Genomic DNA, 15,699 nt, shown 5'->3' with positions numbered 1-15,699 from the left:
ATAGATAAACCTCCTTATGAGCAACAACTTCAAACCCTTCGTTTCCCCCGAAACACAAATGAAGGAATTCACCCTTAAATCCATCCTGCTGGGTTGTATTTTCGGGATTATCTTCGGTGCCGCCAACGTATACCTGGCTTTAAAGGCCGGCCTCACCGTATCGGCATCTATCCCTATAGCCGTAGTGGCCATTACCTTAGGGCGCAAATTCTTTAAAACCACCATTCTCGAAAACAACATCATTCAAACGACCGGTTCCGCTGGTGAGTCTATTGCCTCCGGCGTAGCATTTACGCTTCCGGGCTTCCTGTTCCTGTCGCTCAACGAGGCGGGCGTGAATGACGGCGCATCCTTTTTCAACTACTGGACAATTCTCATCCTGGCTATACTGGGCGGACTACTCGGCACTTTGCTGATGATCCCCCTTCGTAAATCGCTGATCGTAAAAGAACATCATACGCTTCCTTATCCCGAAGGCACGGCCTGCGCGGCCGTACTCAAGGCTGGTGAACGAGGCGGCAATTTCGCCAAGACGGCCTTCCTCGGTCTTGGCTTCGCTGTAGTGTACGCGCTGTTGCAAAAGGTATTACATGTAATTGCCGAGGTACCTACTTTCGTCACCGACAAAGCGAACAAGTATTTCCCGGCTGCCCGAATCAGTGGCGAAATTACTCCTGAGTACCTGGGGGTTGGTTACATTATTGGCCCGCGTATTTGCGGCGTGTTGGTTGCCGGCGGCGTACTTTCCTGGCTGGGACTTATTCCCCTGCTGGCCTCCCTGGTGCCGCATGATCAAATCGCCTTACAACTGGTTAAGCTCGGGCAACTGGCCGATCTTACTACGGTAAACGATAACTTCGGATGGGACCCTGCCACCCATACTTTCTCCAATCTTTCCAACGCAGTATACCAGGCCTATGTGAAACAGATTGGCGCAGGTGCTGTAGCTGCCGGTGGATTGATCACGCTGATCAAAACTATCCCTACCATTATCAAATCATTTAAAGGCAGCCTCGGTTCTATAAAAGGGGAAGAAGAAAAAGCAGTACTGCGTACCGAGAAAGACCTGTCTATGAAAGTGGTGATCTTTGGTACGATCGGCCTGGTGCTGGTAATGTCGCTGCTTACACAATTGCCTGGCGACACTATATGGCAACGGTTACTGATCGGCATACTGGTAGTGATCTTCGGTGCCTTCTTCGTAACGGTAAGCAGCCGTATCGTAGGGATTATCGGCACCACGAACAACCCGATATCAGGCATGACCATCGCCACTATTATGGGCACCTGCCTGATATTCATTGCTGTGGGCTGGACCGGTAAAGTATATGAACCGATGGCCCTTGTGGTGGGAGGCATCATCTGTATCGCCGCTGCCAATGCCGGCACTACCTCACAGGACCTTAAAACCGGGTACCTGGTTGGTGCTACGCCCCGCTATCAGCAAATTACGCTGTTTATAGGTGCTATCGTTTCGGCTATCGTAATTGGCTGGACGGTACACATTCTCGATACACCTACGGCGGAAATGGCATCCAAAGGCATTAAACACGCTATTGGTTCTACTACCTATTCTGCACCGCAAGCTACTTTGATGGCCACGCTGATTAAAGGTATCCTATCCTTTAACCTCGACTGGCAATTCGTGATCGTGGGCGCCTTCATCGCCATTACCATGGAGCTTTGTGGTATCAGTTCCCTGTCGTTTGCCGTGGGAGCGTACCTGCCCCTGGCTACTACACTGCCCATATTTGTTGGCGGCGCTATCCGCGGACTGATAGACTGGAGACGCAAGAAGTCGGGCATCGTGTTAACGCCGGAAGAGGAAGAACTGGGCGGCGGCAGCCTTTTTGCGACCGGACTGGTGGCCGGCGGCGCCATTGCCGGTGTGATCGTGGCGGTATTGTCTGTAAACAGCGGTGCAGCCGACTTCCTGACCAATGTAAACATGGAAAAATCACTGGAAGCTTACCTCGGCAATGGTGGTTATCAACTGCTTGCAGCCCTGGCATTCGGCTTCATGGGATGGGTGCTTTACCGCATCGCCAAAAAACAACCTAAAAAGCTGGACATATAAATTTTACCAGCGGGCAGGGCAATAAAAGCCTGCCCGCTGACGTATATTGTCAGAGATAAATAGTACATTTGATAAAATTTTCATATACCTATGCGACGCAGAATTATGCCACTGGGAGTATTGCTGGTAACCCTCTTCTTATTTGCCTGTTCAAAAGAAAGTACTGAACCGCCTACGCGTAAGTTCATTTCTTTTCAGCTGGATGGCATTCCATATACCACCGAGTTATCGTCGGGTACGCTGTTTTTACCTACCAGCCCCGATCCGCAATATAACTTTTCGGCCCTGCACGCTACAAGCCTCAACCACACGGTTGGCACCATGGCAGTATTGTCGTTAAAAAGCGAGGAAGCAGAACTCAAAACAGGTATATACAGCAGCGCAAAAGCCGGCAACAGCTTTAACCTTACCCTGCCTTTCGAAGGCCTGGACATGGTAGCGGACGATCAAACCGGCGATATGGTGTTTGAAGTGAGGGCCAAGCGGGATTCTGTAATAGAGGGTAGTTTCTCCGGTACTATGATAGATGGATTGGGCACCCCCAGAACATTGACTAAGGGCGCCTTCCGTATCGTTTATACTTCTTACTAGATCTTATACAAAACTCAGTTTATCATATTTGTGCTGCAGGATAGCGGCATCATCGGCTTTAAGCCAGTTACCCAACAGGGTGGCATATACGCTCTTAAAGTCTACCTTATATTTGAGGTCGCCATCCTGCAGATTATTCAGATCGGGGCCTTCGTTAAGAATGCCCTTTTCTTTTAACCCACCGCCTATCAGGAACATATTGTTAGCCGTACCATGGTCTGTTCCGCCACTTGCATTCTGTGCCACCCTTCTGCCAAACTCTGAAAAGGTCATTACTACCACATCCTGGAAACGGTTGTTCTTCTTCAGGTCTTCCGTAAACACTTTCACGGCTTCGTCCAGTTGCCCGAACAGCCTTTTCTGCTGCCCATCCTGGCCTACATGGGTATCGAAACTCCCGTGTGATACATAATACACGCTGGTATTGATATCGGTCATGATCAGTTCGGAAATGGTCTTCAGGTTTTTGCCGAGGGCCGAATTGGGGTATTGCTGTTTGGACTTGTACGTTTTATACTGTTGCTGGATGTACGAGGCCGATGAAATAGTTTCGGCCATTGTTTTATACAGGTAATCGGCATTATCGTGTTCGTTATGCCCATGCTGTTGCTGGTTTTGGAGCAGCGACTTAAAGTACTTCTCGTTGCTGGTGCCGAACAACCGGGCAGGATCTGTAAGGGCCAGGCCTTTTACATTATTTCCTTTTAATGCCAGGCTTAAAGTATCATCAATCTCCAGCGCCTGTGTGGGTTTATCGCAACCTTTACACTGTGCGTCGAGGTAACGGCCTATCCAGCCGGAGTTCCAGTAATCGCGGCTATCGCTGGCACTGTGCCAGATGTCCATAGATCGGAAGTGCGAACGGTCGGGATTGGGATAACCCACGTTGTTCAGCACCGAGAGGTTACCCTCATCGTATAAAGCTTTAAACGTTTTGAGCGAAGGATGGATACCGAGATCGTCGTTGAGACCCAGCGCTGTTTCTCTTTTAATCCCTAACGCAGGCCTGTTGCGGTAATAAATATCGTTACGGTAAGGTATTATAGTGTTAAGACCATCGTTGCCACCAGACAACTGGATGACGACCAGCACTTTATTACCGGGAGGCACTAAATGGCCCTGTTCAAAAGCTTTCAGGAATTTGGGCAACATCAGCGATGCCGAAGCCAGCGATCCTACCTGTAAAAAACGACGCCTGTTTACGATTAACATAAGACGGAAATTTAATTGATTAACACAGCTGGTATTCGGGCGTGCTCATTACATCAATGGTCACGGTTTTAATATAGTTTTCGCGGGTGCTGCTGTCTGCATACTTATCCAGGAAACCTTTGTCCAGGCTTTTGTTCTTCAGCAGCAGCGTGCCTGCAATGGCATCTGCCAGTTCTTCACGCGGCACTTTGCTGTAACCGTCTACATAAGGCTTCCAGTCTATTTGCGCGTTTACTTTTTTGGCGTACTGCCGTTTCAGGAATTCATTGATCTCAAGGGTCATCTTGTAATTCTTCCCCTCTCCCATTTCGGGTGTTATTTCTTTTGGGCGGATGTTGAACTCCTGTGAGTATAATACCACCTGTGGTACACGCATGCGAAACATCAGGCTCGAGCTGTCGATCCAGTTGCGGCCACCGGGCCAGCCGGCCACGTTGGGTGGATAAAACAGTGTTTGTCCCAATACCCGCTGGAACAGCAACATGGTTTCTTCCTGTTCAAACTGCATGGGAATAGCGCGGCGAAGGCCCACCAGTAATTCTACCGGCGATTTGATAATAGCGCCCACGTTCTTCTCCTCGTAAAACCAGTCGTTCACATATATCTCCTGCATCAGCGATTTAATATCGTAGTTGCTCTGGTGAAACTTTTCGGCCAGTTCGTTAATACGTGCCTCGTCCGGCGTTTCGTTTACGAAGTAGCGGTATATTTTTGTGGTGATGTATTTCGCTGTTTGCTTTTGTTCCAGCAGAAGCTGGATTACATCTTCGCCGGTGAAGTTGCCTGTTTTACCCAGTATCGTTTTCTCTCCATCGTCGTGTACACGCTGGCGGAACTGGAACTGGCCCACTTCGTCGAAGCTCCAGCCCGTAAAGGCGCGGGCAGCTTCTTTCACATCTTTTTCGGTGTAGTTACCGCGTCCCATTGTAAACAGTTCCATTACCTCGCGGGCAAAGTTCTCGTTAGGGCGTTGTTTGCGGTTCTGCTGATTATTGAGGAAGCCCAGCATGGCGGGACTTTTAGATACCCCGGTGAGTAACTCCCCGAAATTGCCGAGGGCATTGGTACGAATTACTTCGAGCAGTTGCTGGTTGTATAATACGTTTTGGGTGCGGCAGGCGAAGTGGCCATGCCAGAACAGCGCCATCTTTTCCCTAAGTGGGTGACTGGTTTTGATCATCGCGTTCATCCACGATACGTTCAGGTCTTTAATACCATCAGTATTGAGTTTCTGGATGGCGCGGCGCTGCTCCTCGTTCATATCTTTGAGGCGCTTGTAGTCGGGCAGATCGGTTTCGTTGATCACGCGCAGCTCCTCCATCTCTTTATCCTGCCCGGCCAGCACGCGCTTAACGGTTTCCTTCCGTTTACGCTTACCCCAACCTTCTATAACGGGCAGGTTTTCGCCGAAACCGGCACGCCATGCCAGGTGCTGCATCTGTATTTTCTCGGGAACCAGGGCCATATTGCAAAGGATTTAGAGTATGACTGTAATATATCCACTAAGTTTAAAGTGCCTATGTTAACAAATCATTGCCCAAATTCCATTCCAACAAAACGCGCTAGTAAACAGCCATTTCCGGATCTACCTCCATGGCCCAGGCATGTATACCGCCAGTAACGTTATACACTGTACGGAAACCTGCCTGTAACAGCTGTTGCGCTACTGCCCGGCTGCGCATGCCATGATGGCAAAGCACAGCGATGGGCTGGTCTTTCGGCAACCTGTCTGCATACCGCATTACGCTGTTCATCGGGATGTGCAGGGCGCCCTCGATGTGGCATACCTCCCACTCATCCTGCTCCCGCACATCCAGCAACTGGAAGGTGCGACCACCACCGCGCCACTGCGCCAGCTCTTTCACTTCCAGTAATTGTAAGCCTGCAGGGACTTCACATGCTCCCTGGTCATAACTTTCCTGCAACGCCTTTATCTGGTGATTGCCGGATACCGGGCCGAAATGGAATACCTGGTGGTCGTTCTGTAATATATGGATGGTAAGCAACAGGTTCGTAAGCGGCAAACCGATACCGCACACCACTTTCACCACTTCATTGGTCATATAACTACCCACTATACCGGGCAATATGCCCAACACGCCGAGTTCATTACAATCCATCCGCTCGCCCTCCGCAGGCGGCTCGGGAAACAGGCAGCGGTAAGTGGCACTGCCATTGTAATTAAATACGCTCACCTGGCCCTCGTACTGGTAAATAGCGCCGTAAATCAGCGGTTTGCCTGTAATCACACAGGCATCGTTTACCAGGTAACGGGTACCGAAGTTGTCGGAACAGTCGGCCACCACATCGTACTGCCCAATGATTTCCAGCGCATTATGCGGGAGTATAAAGGTATCCCAGGCGTCAAACTTCACCTCCGGATTAAGGGCCTGCAGTTTTTTAGTCACTACGCCCAGTTTGGACTTGCCCTCATCTGCGGTATCATACATTACCTGGCGTTGCAGGTTGGTGATAGAAACATTGTCGTGTTCCACGATCCCTATTCTGCCCACGCCCATGGCAGTGAGGTATTGTAAAACGGGCATTCCCAATCCACCCGCCCCAATTACCAATACAGCCGCGTTTTGTAAAAGCGCCTGCTTCTGCGGACCAAAGTCCTTCAACCTGGTTTGCCTGTCGTATCGTTGCATCTTTCTGCGTTTAAACTACCATGTCTTTTCATCGGACTGCAAAGCTGCAAACAGGCGGGTTAACGTCGTGTCTGTAGTGGCGCCGGGCTGGTAGTGTTCGTTTGACTTTATATAATTAATCCTGTTGTCGAGATCGGGATGGCTGCTCATCCATTCGGACGGGGCAAGACCATTTTCTTTTTTGAGCGTGTTAAATAAATTCACGTAGCCATTGCCGTTAATATGCCTGGCCTGCAGCAGTTCCAGCCCATTGAGGTCAGCCTCTTTCTCAAGACTGCGGGAGTACTGCAGGTTTTTAAGGCTGTGGGCATTTTCCAGCATCACGCCACCAACACCGGTCAGGTCGCCAAATACGAGCGATAACATTACGTAAGTCCCCATGCTGCGGAACATGGTTTTGGTGGTATGCCGCAACTGTACATGCGAAAACTCGTGCGCCAGCAGCGCGGCCAATTCTTCCGGGCCTTTCATTTCGCGTATCAGCTTATCGTACACCACAATATTACCGCCCGGCATGGCAAAGGCGTTCAACTGATCGTCCTTTACAACCGTAATGCGGATATCGTAAGCGGTGGGCACTTTCATTTGTTTAAAGAACTCGTTGGCCAGCTTCGTTTTTTCCGGCTCTACCTTATATTCGGCGATCAGCGAGCGGTATAGTTTGTCGCCCAGCTCCTGCTCATATGATACAGGTATGGCTTCGGCCGCTTTACCCGCCAGGTAAGGAATGAGCCACAAATAAAGGGCCAGTCCCAGCACCAGCATCACACCAGATATTACCAAAATAGCATTCACCGCGCGGTTATTGCTGGTTGGTTTTCCAAACACCTTTCGGCGCTTCTCCAGTTCTTCCGCAAACTCTGACGATAGCACAATAAGTGTTTGCCGCGGATACCCATCGTACCCCAGGAAACATTCGCTCCCATTTATTTTTTCGATCACGATTTTTTCCCAGAACCACAATACGTTCCGTGGGTTACCGTGTTCGTCTTTGAGGCCTATCTGCAGTTTGTTATTGGCGAACGATACCGTGGCCGTTTGTACTTCGGCCGAGCTCTCATAATGGTATTTTCCCTGGTAGGTATACATAACAGGTTATGGGTTTTTAATTCGTTTAGCCATGGTAATGAGGTCTACATAACTACCGTCTATAGTTTTTGCTGCCTGTGGCAGGCGGCCACATTCGAGGAAGCCGAAGTTGCGGTACAACTGTATCGCCTTTTCGTTATTGGCTAATACCCCAAAATGAATGATCTCCATGCTGGGGTGTTCTATTGCCCAGCGGATGGCCGCCGTCATTAGCCTGCGCCCGATCCCCAGGTTCCAGTGCGATCGCAGTATGGCGATGCCCAGTTCCCCCAGGTGCGACTGTTTCTCGAACCTGCTCTGGTTAATAGCGATAGAGCCCGTTATTTGCCCCTCCACTTCGGCCAGTAACAGCAGGTGCCGGGGTTGCAGCAGGTATTGCCGTATAAAGTCCTCCTCATCGCGGATGCTGAACCTCATAGCCTCTGCCTGCGAGTACAGCAGGAAGTCCGTTTCCATGGTAAGCTGCCGGAAACATTCCAGCAAAGCAGCGGCATCCTCCACCCTGGGACGGCGGATAACGAGGGTACTTCCATTTGGTAAAAAGTGGTCCATACATCCCAAATATAAGGAGCAGGTTGAGAAAGTGAGCAACAAATGCGGTATATACATTGCCGGGAGGTGTATAGAAAGCAGGGAGAGAGTATGGTGAAGCGGAGGGTGAGCGGACGGTTAAACGTGTTTCAGGCCTGCGGGTGTGATTGCGACAGCCTGAAAAAGGAGCAGTGTATACCCTGCCAGATTGAGACAGGCTCAGTGTAGTTTCAACCGCTGAAGGGAGTGACACAACGGCGGCTGAAGGATGTTACTAAAGTTTGTCCCATTATTATTTAACCAACTACCCCTCCCTGCTCAACCACCGTTGTGTCACACCCTTCAACGGCACCGGGCTGTGGGGCATTAAAAAAGAGCAGTTGTTCGCACAACTGCTCTGCGTTTAACATTTTACGGGCAGCAAACTACTTTTTAGCGTTCGACTGTACAAAAGCCAGTACGGCGGCTTTCTGATCGTCGTTCAGCCTTGCTTTACGCGCCATCCTGTTCATGATAGGCACCCAGGAGCTTGTGCTATGGGTTTCGGGCAGCCTGTACACATGACAGCGATTGCACTTTTCCTGGAATAAAGTTTTTCCTTCAGATGCCGGGTACCTTGCGAATGCTACTTCGGGACTTTCGCCTGTATTGGTTTTATTACGGGCGCAGGCACTTAACAGCAGCATGGCGAAGGCGATTTGACCTAATCTTTTCATAAATAGAGTATTTAGTTAAAGCCATTGACAAAGTAATTGATTTACACCAGACCAAAAAACAACATGTTTAGACATATACGTACAAAAAGCCCGCCGGTTGCTTAACGGCGGGCTTAATTCGTATTAAAATATGTTTATGCTATTTTGTCGAAACCGGCATAACTGTGCAATACCTCCGGCAGGTTAATACCCTCGGCGGTCTGGTTGTTTTCCAGGATACAGGCCAGTATACGCGGGAAGGCCAGGGAACTGCCGTTGAGCGAGTGTACCAGTTGCGTTTTACCATTGCCATCCTTGTAACGGATCTTCATCCTGTTTGTCTGGTAGCTTTCAAAGTTAGATACAGAGCTTACTTCCAGCCATTTTTGCTGGGCAGCGCTGTAAACTTCGAAGTCGTAGGTAATAGCAGATGCAAAACCCATATCGCCGCCACAAAGGCGTAAAATACGGTAGTGCAGGCCGAGCGATGCGACCAGCTTTTCCACGTGTGCTACCATTTCATCCAGTATCTCGAACGATTTATCGGGATGTACCAGTTGTACGATCTCCACTTTATCGAACTGGTGCAGGCGGTTGAGACCACGCACATCTTTACCGTAAGAACCTGCTTCCCTGCGGAAACAAGGTGTATAACCAGTAAGTTTGATTGGCAGGTCGGACTCTTTTACGATATCGTCGCGGTAGATGTTGGTCAGCGGCACTTCGGAGGTGGGGATCAGGTAATACTTATCTTCCGTGGCAAAGTACATCTGCCCTTCTTTATCAGGCAACTGGCCGGTACCGAAAGCACTGTCTTCGTTTACCAGCAATGGTGGCTGATGCTCAATATAACCTGCGGCGGTGTTAAAGTCGAGGAAATAGTTCTGCAATGCACGCTGTAAGCGGGCGCCTTTATTTGTATAAACAGGAAAACCGCTGCCGGTGATCTTGTTACCGAGTTCAAAGTCGATGAGGTTGTATTTCTTCACCAGGTCCCAATGCGGCACGGCGCCTGCATATAGTTCCGGCTTAGCACCGCCCTGGCGCACTTCTACGTTATCTTCCGGTGTTTTACCGGCAGGTACGATGGCAGCGGGCAGGTTGGGGAGTTTTACGATTGTTTCCAGCAGTAACTTTTCGGTAGCGTTCAACTCTTCGTTGATCGGGGCCAGGCGCTCTTTCAGGGTGGCTACTTCGGCTTTCAGCTTTTCCGCTTCTTCCTGCGAGCCCTGCGACATCAGTTTACCTATTTCCTTGGAACTGGATTTCACACGGGCCTGGGTATCATCGTACTCCTGTGTGAGTTTCTTCCTTCTGTCGTCCAGATCTAACACTTCGTCTACAACGCCCAACTCCCTGAAATTCTTCAGGGCAAGGCGTTCCAGCACCAATGCTTTGTTCTGACGGATAAACTGTACCTGTAACATTATGTCGAAAAAATTTTGACAAATATAGAATTTACAGGCCTTAAAGCCGCAAGGAATTTAGATTAAGCGAGGTATTTACCCACGATAGGCACCCTGCGCCCCACGCCAAATGCCTTGGACGACACGCGGATGATGGGGCAGAACTGGTTACGTTTGTACTCGTTATTGTTCACCAGCTTCAGCGTACGCGACACCAGCTCTGGCTCAAAACCCTGCGCGATAATTTCGCGGGGGCCCTGCCGGCGCTCGATGTACTGGTACAAAATGCGGTCGAGGATGGCGTAATCAGGCAGACTGTCGCTGTCCTTCTGGTTCGGACGCAGCTCTGCGGACGGCGCTTTATCTATGATGTTGAGGGGGATTATTTCGCGGTCGCGGTTAATATAGCGGGCCAGGGCATATACCTGCATTTTATAGAGGTCGCCCAGCACGGAGAGGCCGCCTGCCATATCACCATACAATGTACCATAACCGGTACTCAGCTCACTTTTGTTGGAGGTGTTAAGCAGGATGTAACCGAACTTATTGCTCAGCGCCATCAACAGGTTACCCCGAATGCGCGACTGTGTATTTTCTTCTGCCACGTTAAACGGAAGCCCCTGGAAATAGGGGTCCAGTGTATCGAGGAAGCTTTCGTAGATGTTGTTGATGCGGATCACATCGTGCGGGTTACCCAGATTTTTACTCAGGGCCACGGCATCACTCACAGAGTGTTCGGTGGAGTAGGGCGATGGCATCAGGATAGCGCGCACATTGTCTTTACCCAACGCCTCACAGGCCAGGGCCAGCACCACCGCGCTGTCTATACCGCCAGATGAGCCCAATATCGCTTTGGTAAATCCCATCTTCTTAAAGTAATCCTTAATGCCCAGCAATAAAGCCTGGTAAATACGGTCGATGTTGTGCCCGAACTCCAGGCCGGTGATGCCTTTCTTCGGCTGCTGTTGTACCGTACCTTTCAGGGTTTCGAGTTCCACCGTTTCCATTGCCTCTTTGAAATACGGCAGTTCTTTCACGATGTTACCTTCGGCATCGTACACCAGCGAACCGCCGTCGAATACGATCTCGGTTTGCGAGCCTACGGTGTTACAGTAAATCATGGGGATTTTGTACTTGCGTACATTGGCCAGGATGATCTCTTTCCGGTTCTCGTCGTGATCGTAATCAAAAGGAGAAGCGGAAAGATTGATCATTACATCCGGCTGTTGTTCTATAAGTTTATCCATGGGGCACACGCGGTACAGCGGGTTATCGCCCAGGTTCCATATGTCTTCACAAATAGTGACCGCCAGCTTTTTGCCCTTAAAAGGCACCACGTTCCATTCGTACGAAGGTTCGAAGTAGCGGTACTCATCAAATATATCGTAGGTAGGCAGCAGTGTTTTGTGTACCACCTGTTTTACTTCCTGTTCGTGCAGGAACCAGGCGGCGTTAAACAGGTCTTTGCCTTCCTGCTGTGGGTTACGGGCAGGGGCGCCTACCAGCACGGCAATGTTTTGGGTATGCAGTTTAATCGTATCTATCGCAGCGTAACTCTTATTGATGAAGTCCTGGAACTCGAGGAAGTCGCGGGGCGGATAACCGCACACACAAAGTTCGGAGAACACTACCAGGTCGGCCCCGGCAGCTTCCGCTTCTTTGATGGCGGTTATGATCTTCGCTGTATTGTCCTCGAAGTTACCAATGTGATAGTTCTGCTGCGCTAATACTATTTTCATACTATAAAGTTACTGCTACTAAAAAAACAGGCCTAATCTGAGGGAGAAGCTGTTGAGGTTTAATTTACCATCGTTCCACTTTTTATCGCGGGTAAGATCGGTAAATCCGCCCTGGTAGCCAAAACCAACAATACCTGACAATGTTTCTGTAAGCGGGTATTCAATACCTGCGGCCAGCAACAGGCCCATATTAATACGGTGCATTTCGGGCAGCACATTCTGTTTTTTGTGTTCGATGTTATTGCTTATTACGTTTGCCCGTGCTTTTATAGGTGCAGCAAAGTAAGTGCCGAACTGGCCCCAGATGCCGATGTCGCTTTGGGTTTCAGATTTGAGTTTGAGGGTTACCGGTACTTCCAGGTATTGTACACGCAGATCGTACTCGGTAGGAAAATCGTTGTATTCGTTAAGACCAATGCCTTTATCGTACATCATTACGCTACCGGTATGTGTAATCTGAAAACCTGTACCAATGGCATAGTTTTCCGACCGGTCGAGGAAGAAGTCGGCCATGATACCGTAAGCAAGGTTCAACTTGGCGCCGTTACGCTCTATGCCCTCTTCCTGTGATTTCAGAATGCCCACCCCCGGATCGAGTTTAAAACCGAAACGTACCTTTCTGCCAATCTCTTTAGACATTCTCTTTGAAAATCCTTCCTGCGCCTTTGCTGTTACACCTGCGCCCATGATCAAACCGGCAAATATTAAAGATTTCCAATAATTCTGCTTTCCTGATAACATGTTATGCAATATTTTTACCATCATTAAAGTTTTAAAAAGCGATGCAAAGTTACTTCAATAAAAATATCCTGCGCCTGTTAATATCGTCCTTTACTCTTTTGGTGATGCTTAACAGTTGCGGTAGTGGCACTAAAGCACCCGATGTAAGCCACATCCCAATGACGGTAAAGGCCGAGCGGTTCGACCAGGATTTTTTTAATATCGATACCAATAACGTAGCAGGTGGCTTAAAATTGCTGGCCGACAAGCATCCGCGCTTTATGCCATTTTACTTTCAGCACATCCTCAACTTCGGGCCAATAGGTGATACTACGGTGGATATGGAGCTGGTGCAACACGCCCTACGCGCCTTCCTCACCAACCCCGATTTTAAAGGCCTGCAGGACAGTATCAATGTGCATTTTAAATCGCTCGATAAAACAGAAGAAGCGTTGGCACAGGCCTTTCGTTACACAAAGTATTACATCCCTTCCTTTCATCCCCCCAAAGTAAAAACCTTTATGTCTGCCATCGGCAACTATGGTGCGCTTACGGTAGATTCAACGGTGGCCATTGGCCTGGACATGTACCTGGGCAAAGACTTCCCGGTATACGCCATGTTGTCGCAGGAGTTACCATCTTACCTTGTAAGGACGTTTGAGCCGGAGTATATACCAGTGAATGTGATGAAAGTAATAGAACAGGATTTATTCCCCCGTCCGGCAGAAGGCCGTAAACTGATAGAACAGATGGTAGATGCGGGCAGGCAGCAATACTTCCTTTCCAAAGTACTGCCTGATACCGGCGATACGCTGCGCATTGGTTATACACAGGCCCAGCTCGACTGGTGTAACGCCAACGAGGAATTGGTATGGCAGTTCTTTGTACAGCAAAACCTGTTGTACTCCTCCGACTGGCAACAGTTGATGCACTTTATGGGCGAAGGGCCGAGTACGCAGGGCATGCCGCCAGGCTCGCCAGGCAAAATAGGCGCTTATGTAGGCAGCCGCATTGTACAACGTTACATGGAGAAACACCCCGAAGTAACACTGGCGCAGTTAATGGAAAACAAAGACGCGGTGCAGATCTTTAACGAATCGAAGTACAGACCGAAATAATAAACGAAAAGGCATCCCGTAAGAGATGCCTTTTTTGTTTATCCAGTATGTTGAAAAGGAAAAATCGAAGTACAAGCCCAGATAAATGAATAAGTGAGCAGGGATACGCCGCGGTGGGCACAGTAAGTTTAATTCAGTTTAAAAGGCACTACCATCTGAAATTCGGGGATTTTCACCTCGAACATCTTTTTGTTAAGCTGGTTCTCCATCTGATAGTTTCCGTACATCTTACCAATCTCCGTACGGAGGTTAGAGCCGGAAACGTACTGATAACTTTCCCCAGGTGCCAGCAGCGGTTGTACGCCTACTACGCCTTCTCCTTCCACCTCGCGGTGGGTACCGTTAGAATCGATGATGTACCAGTGACGACGAAGCAATTTGATCGGGAAGGTGTTGTTGTTTTCGATCGTTATACGATAAGCAAACATAAACTCACTTCCGATCGGATTGGAGTAATCCGGCTGGTAAAACGTTTCCACGCTGATTGTAATACCCTCTGTTACCTTCTTGACCATAGGAACAACCTTTGTACGTAAAAATAAGGAAAAATCACCCGCATATGTTAAAATTTACACAGCCGGGGCTCTTTTAACGATTCTTTACAAGATCCGTACCCCGTCCATTACAGAGGGATCGTTTTCGGCCAGGCGGGCCTCCTTTTCAAAGCTGATCTCGTAATACCCCACCTTCAGCCACTGCCAAACATACTGGAGCAGGAACCATGCGAAGCCATGGTAGCGGTATTGACGCACATGACACACCTCGTGGCGCACCCAGCCTGTATTGGCCAGGAACTCTTCCCGGCTTACGCCATACAGGTTAATGGTGGACCCAAAAACGATGGCCATATTCCGGGAGCGCATGTTGCGGGCGGCCAATTTGGCTACCCAGGCGTTTTCTTTTATGGTGCAGATAATTACTTTCAATGTTTGCTTTTCTTCCTGTCAAGGTCAAATCTACGGGAAATATTGAATCCCCAGCGGAACTGACCATTGGTCCAGGTAGCAGTAGTTTCCGGAATGAATTGATTTTCAAGGATGGCGGTCGAGTTGGTAAAATTGACATTAAACACGTGACCGCCGGTTTCTATCTCCAAACCAACACCCAGGGTATTGTAGTATTTGGTATCCAAGGTTTCCGCATAGTCCTTACTCTCCTGGTCGCGGAAAGGCACGAAATAGTCCACCACCAGGGCCAGTCGCCTCGTAAACCTTAACCTGCCGCCCACACCCATGGCAAACATATCGTTCATGTCCTGGTACCCCACGCGGTTGCGGTGTACGTAAGTAGGCAAAAGCGCCAGCGAAAAGGTACGTCCAAACTGCCGGGCCAACACTACCTGCGCGGTATAAGACATACGGTCGCTGAACTTCCCGAAGTAGCCGGGCGACGATTCATCGTCCGACGACTCCATGGCGCTTACCACGGCGTTACCGAACAGCGTAACAGCCAGGGGCACATGATTGTCGGTAGTTTGCTGCAGCAGTTTATATTTGATCAGTCCCTCGTACATCTGCGAGAGATTGCCCGAACCTTTACAGCGACTAATGCCCACCATCAGGTTATCTGAAATACCGTATTCAAAGGCAATGCGGATATCGGTAGAGTTATCCATACCGAAGAAAGTTTTAGAACCGCCATTAGAGCCGCCCATATCACCAAAACGGTGGCCCACACGGAAGTCCAGCTCATTTTTCCCAAGCGTTTCGTTGCTTTGACCGTTAATAATGCGGGTAGATTTAAAGGTACCCGTAACCCTTTCGCTGCGGCGGGCAGAGTCTTTAAACATAGAACTAAGATCATCCTGTGCGAAACAGCAGGTAGTACACAACAGCAAACCGGTGAGTAAACGTACGAAGGTCATAAGGCA

General features: G+C 49.3%; 15 protein-coding genes. 3 read left to right on the top strand and 12 right to left on the bottom strand.

Annotation, left to right across the window (positions count from 1 at the left end; translation table 11 throughout):
• The first annotated feature begins 16 nt into the window (after positions 1-16).
• Both QZT80_RS11110 and QZT80_RS11105 read left to right on the top strand, forming a co-directional pair.
• Positions 17-2,077, top strand: coding sequence for an OPT/YSL family transporter (locus QZT80_RS11110; protein WP_295121711.1), 2,061 nt, complete (start codon positions 17-19; stop codon positions 2,075-2,077).
• A 90-nt stretch (positions 2,078-2,167) separates the two neighbouring features.
• Positions 2,168-2,668 carry a hypothetical protein gene (locus tag QZT80_RS11105; protein WP_295121709.1) on the top strand — a complete coding sequence of 167 codons (501 nt, stop codon included), beginning with the start codon at positions 2,168-2,170 and terminating at the stop codon, positions 2,666-2,668.
• Positions 2,669-2,671: 3 nt separating this feature from the next.
• Here the strand turns inward: QZT80_RS11105 and QZT80_RS11100 are convergent, their stop codons facing one another.
• The 9 genes from QZT80_RS11100 to QZT80_RS11060 form a co-directional block, all read right to left on the bottom strand.
• Positions 2,672-3,880 (bottom strand): DUF1501 domain-containing protein, encoded by a 1,209-nt coding sequence (locus QZT80_RS11100; protein ID WP_295121707.1) that lies wholly within the window; start codon positions 3,878-3,880, stop codon positions 2,672-2,674.
• Positions 3,881-3,899: 19 nt separating this feature from the next.
• Positions 3,900-5,345 carry a DUF1800 domain-containing protein gene (locus QZT80_RS11095; RefSeq protein ID WP_295121705.1) on the bottom strand — a complete coding sequence of 482 codons (1,446 nt, stop codon included), beginning with the start codon at positions 5,343-5,345 and terminating at the stop codon, positions 3,900-3,902.
• 97 nt (positions 5,346-5,442) lie between these two features.
• Entirely contained in the window at positions 5,443-6,531 is a 1,089-nt protein-coding gene (locus QZT80_RS11090; protein ID WP_295121703.1) for a HesA/MoeB/ThiF family protein, read from the bottom strand.
• A gap of 15 nt (positions 6,532-6,546) precedes the next feature.
• Positions 6,547-7,620, bottom strand: coding sequence for a M48 family metallopeptidase (locus QZT80_RS11085; protein ID WP_295121701.1), 1,074 nt, complete (start codon positions 7,618-7,620; stop codon positions 6,547-6,549).
• 6 nt (positions 7,621-7,626) lie between these two features.
• On the bottom strand, positions 7,627-8,172 hold the full coding sequence (locus QZT80_RS11080; RefSeq protein ID WP_295121699.1) for a GNAT family protein: 546 nt from the start codon (positions 8,170-8,172) through the stop codon (positions 7,627-7,629).
• A gap of 404 nt (positions 8,173-8,576) precedes the next feature.
• On the bottom strand, positions 8,577-8,867 hold the full coding sequence (locus QZT80_RS11075; protein WP_295121697.1) for a hypothetical protein: 291 nt from the start codon (positions 8,865-8,867) through the stop codon (positions 8,577-8,579).
• A 134-nt stretch (positions 8,868-9,001) separates the two neighbouring features.
• On the bottom strand, positions 9,002-10,273 hold the full coding sequence (serS, locus tag QZT80_RS11070) for a serine--tRNA ligase (RefSeq protein ID WP_295121695.1): 1,272 nt from the start codon (positions 10,271-10,273) through the stop codon (positions 9,002-9,004).
• Between the two features lie 62 nt (positions 10,274-10,335).
• Positions 10,336-11,991: an NAD+ synthase gene (locus tag QZT80_RS11065; protein WP_295121693.1), complete on the bottom strand. Its 1,656-nt coding sequence runs from the start codon at positions 11,989-11,991 to the stop codon at positions 10,336-10,338.
• 18 nt (positions 11,992-12,009) lie between these two features.
• Positions 12,010-12,732 (bottom strand): porin family protein, encoded by a 723-nt coding sequence (locus QZT80_RS11060; RefSeq protein ID WP_295121692.1) that lies wholly within the window; start codon positions 12,730-12,732, stop codon positions 12,010-12,012.
• 41 nt (positions 12,733-12,773) lie between these two features.
• On the opposite strand from QZT80_RS11060, the gene QZT80_RS11055 reads away from it, so the two are divergent.
• Positions 12,774-13,829 (top strand): hypothetical protein, encoded by a 1,056-nt coding sequence (locus tag QZT80_RS11055; RefSeq protein ID WP_295121690.1) that lies wholly within the window; start codon positions 12,774-12,776, stop codon positions 13,827-13,829.
• A gap of 128 nt (positions 13,830-13,957) precedes the next feature.
• Here QZT80_RS11055 and apaG read toward each other — a convergent pair whose 3' ends face one another.
• The 3 genes from apaG to QZT80_RS11040 form a co-directional block, all read right to left on the bottom strand.
• Complete coding sequence (apaG, locus tag QZT80_RS11050) at positions 13,958-14,344, bottom strand: Co2+/Mg2+ efflux protein ApaG (RefSeq protein WP_244845599.1); 387 nt, start codon at positions 14,342-14,344, stop codon at positions 13,958-13,960.
• 84 nt (positions 14,345-14,428) lie between these two features.
• Positions 14,429-14,755, bottom strand: coding sequence for a DUF4157 domain-containing protein (locus QZT80_RS11045; protein WP_295121688.1), 327 nt, complete (start codon positions 14,753-14,755; stop codon positions 14,429-14,431).
• A complete protein-coding gene (locus tag QZT80_RS11040) occupies positions 14,752-15,693 on the bottom strand; it encodes a DUF5777 family beta-barrel protein (protein WP_295121686.1) in 942 nt (313 codons plus the stop codon). The genes QZT80_RS11045 and QZT80_RS11040 overlap by 4 nt, the downstream gene beginning before the upstream one ends.
• Between the last annotated feature and the right edge of the window lie 6 nt (positions 15,694-15,699).

The sequence above is a fragment of the uncultured Chitinophaga sp. genome, from assembly GCF_902168175.1.
GTDB lineage: Bacteria > Bacteroidota > Bacteroidia > Chitinophagales > Chitinophagaceae > Chitinophaga.
Note: the sequence above shows the minus strand (reverse complement) of the source record. Positions and strands in the feature narration are given on the sequence as shown.

Coding starts and splice junctions, on each gene's coding strand:
- QZT80_RS11110 (WP_295121711.1), top strand. CDS start 17: ATGAGCAACAACTTCAAACCCTTCGTTTCCCCCGAAACACAAATGAAG.
- QZT80_RS11100 (WP_295121707.1), bottom strand. CDS start 3,880: ATGTTAATCGTAAACAGGCGTCGTTTTTTACAGGTAGGATCGCTGGCT.
- QZT80_RS11075 (WP_295121697.1), bottom strand. CDS start 8,867: ATGAAAAGATTAGGTCAAATCGCCTTCGCCATGCTGCTGTTAAGTGCC.
- QZT80_RS11055 (WP_295121690.1), top strand. CDS start 12,774: ATGCAAAGTTACTTCAATAAAAATATCCTGCGCCTGTTAATATCGTCC.
- QZT80_RS11065 (WP_295121693.1), bottom strand. CDS start 11,991: ATGAAAATAGTATTAGCGCAGCAGAACTATCACATTGGTAACTTCGAG.
- apaG (WP_244845599.1), bottom strand. CDS start 14,344: ATGGTCAAGAAGGTAACAGAGGGTATTACAATCAGCGTGGAAACGTTT.
- QZT80_RS11095 (WP_295121705.1), bottom strand. CDS start 5,345: ATGGCCCTGGTTCCCGAGAAAATACAGATGCAGCACCTGGCATGGCGT.
- QZT80_RS11040 (WP_295121686.1), bottom strand. CDS start 15,693: ATGACCTTCGTACGTTTACTCACCGGTTTGCTGTTGTGTACTACCTGC.
- QZT80_RS11105 (WP_295121709.1), top strand. CDS start 2,168: ATGCGACGCAGAATTATGCCACTGGGAGTATTGCTGGTAACCCTCTTC.
- QZT80_RS11080 (WP_295121699.1), bottom strand. CDS start 8,172: ATGGACCACTTTTTACCAAATGGAAGTACCCTCGTTATCCGCCGTCCC.
- serS (WP_295121695.1), bottom strand. CDS start 10,273: ATGTTACAGGTACAGTTTATCCGTCAGAACAAAGCATTGGTGCTGGAA.
- QZT80_RS11060 (WP_295121692.1), bottom strand. CDS start 12,732: ATGTTATCAGGAAAGCAGAATTATTGGAAATCTTTAATATTTGCCGGT.
- QZT80_RS11085 (WP_295121701.1), bottom strand. CDS start 7,620: ATGTATACCTACCAGGGAAAATACCATTATGAGAGCTCGGCCGAAGTA.
- QZT80_RS11090 (WP_295121703.1), bottom strand. CDS start 6,531: ATGCAACGATACGACAGGCAAACCAGGTTGAAGGACTTTGGTCCGCAG.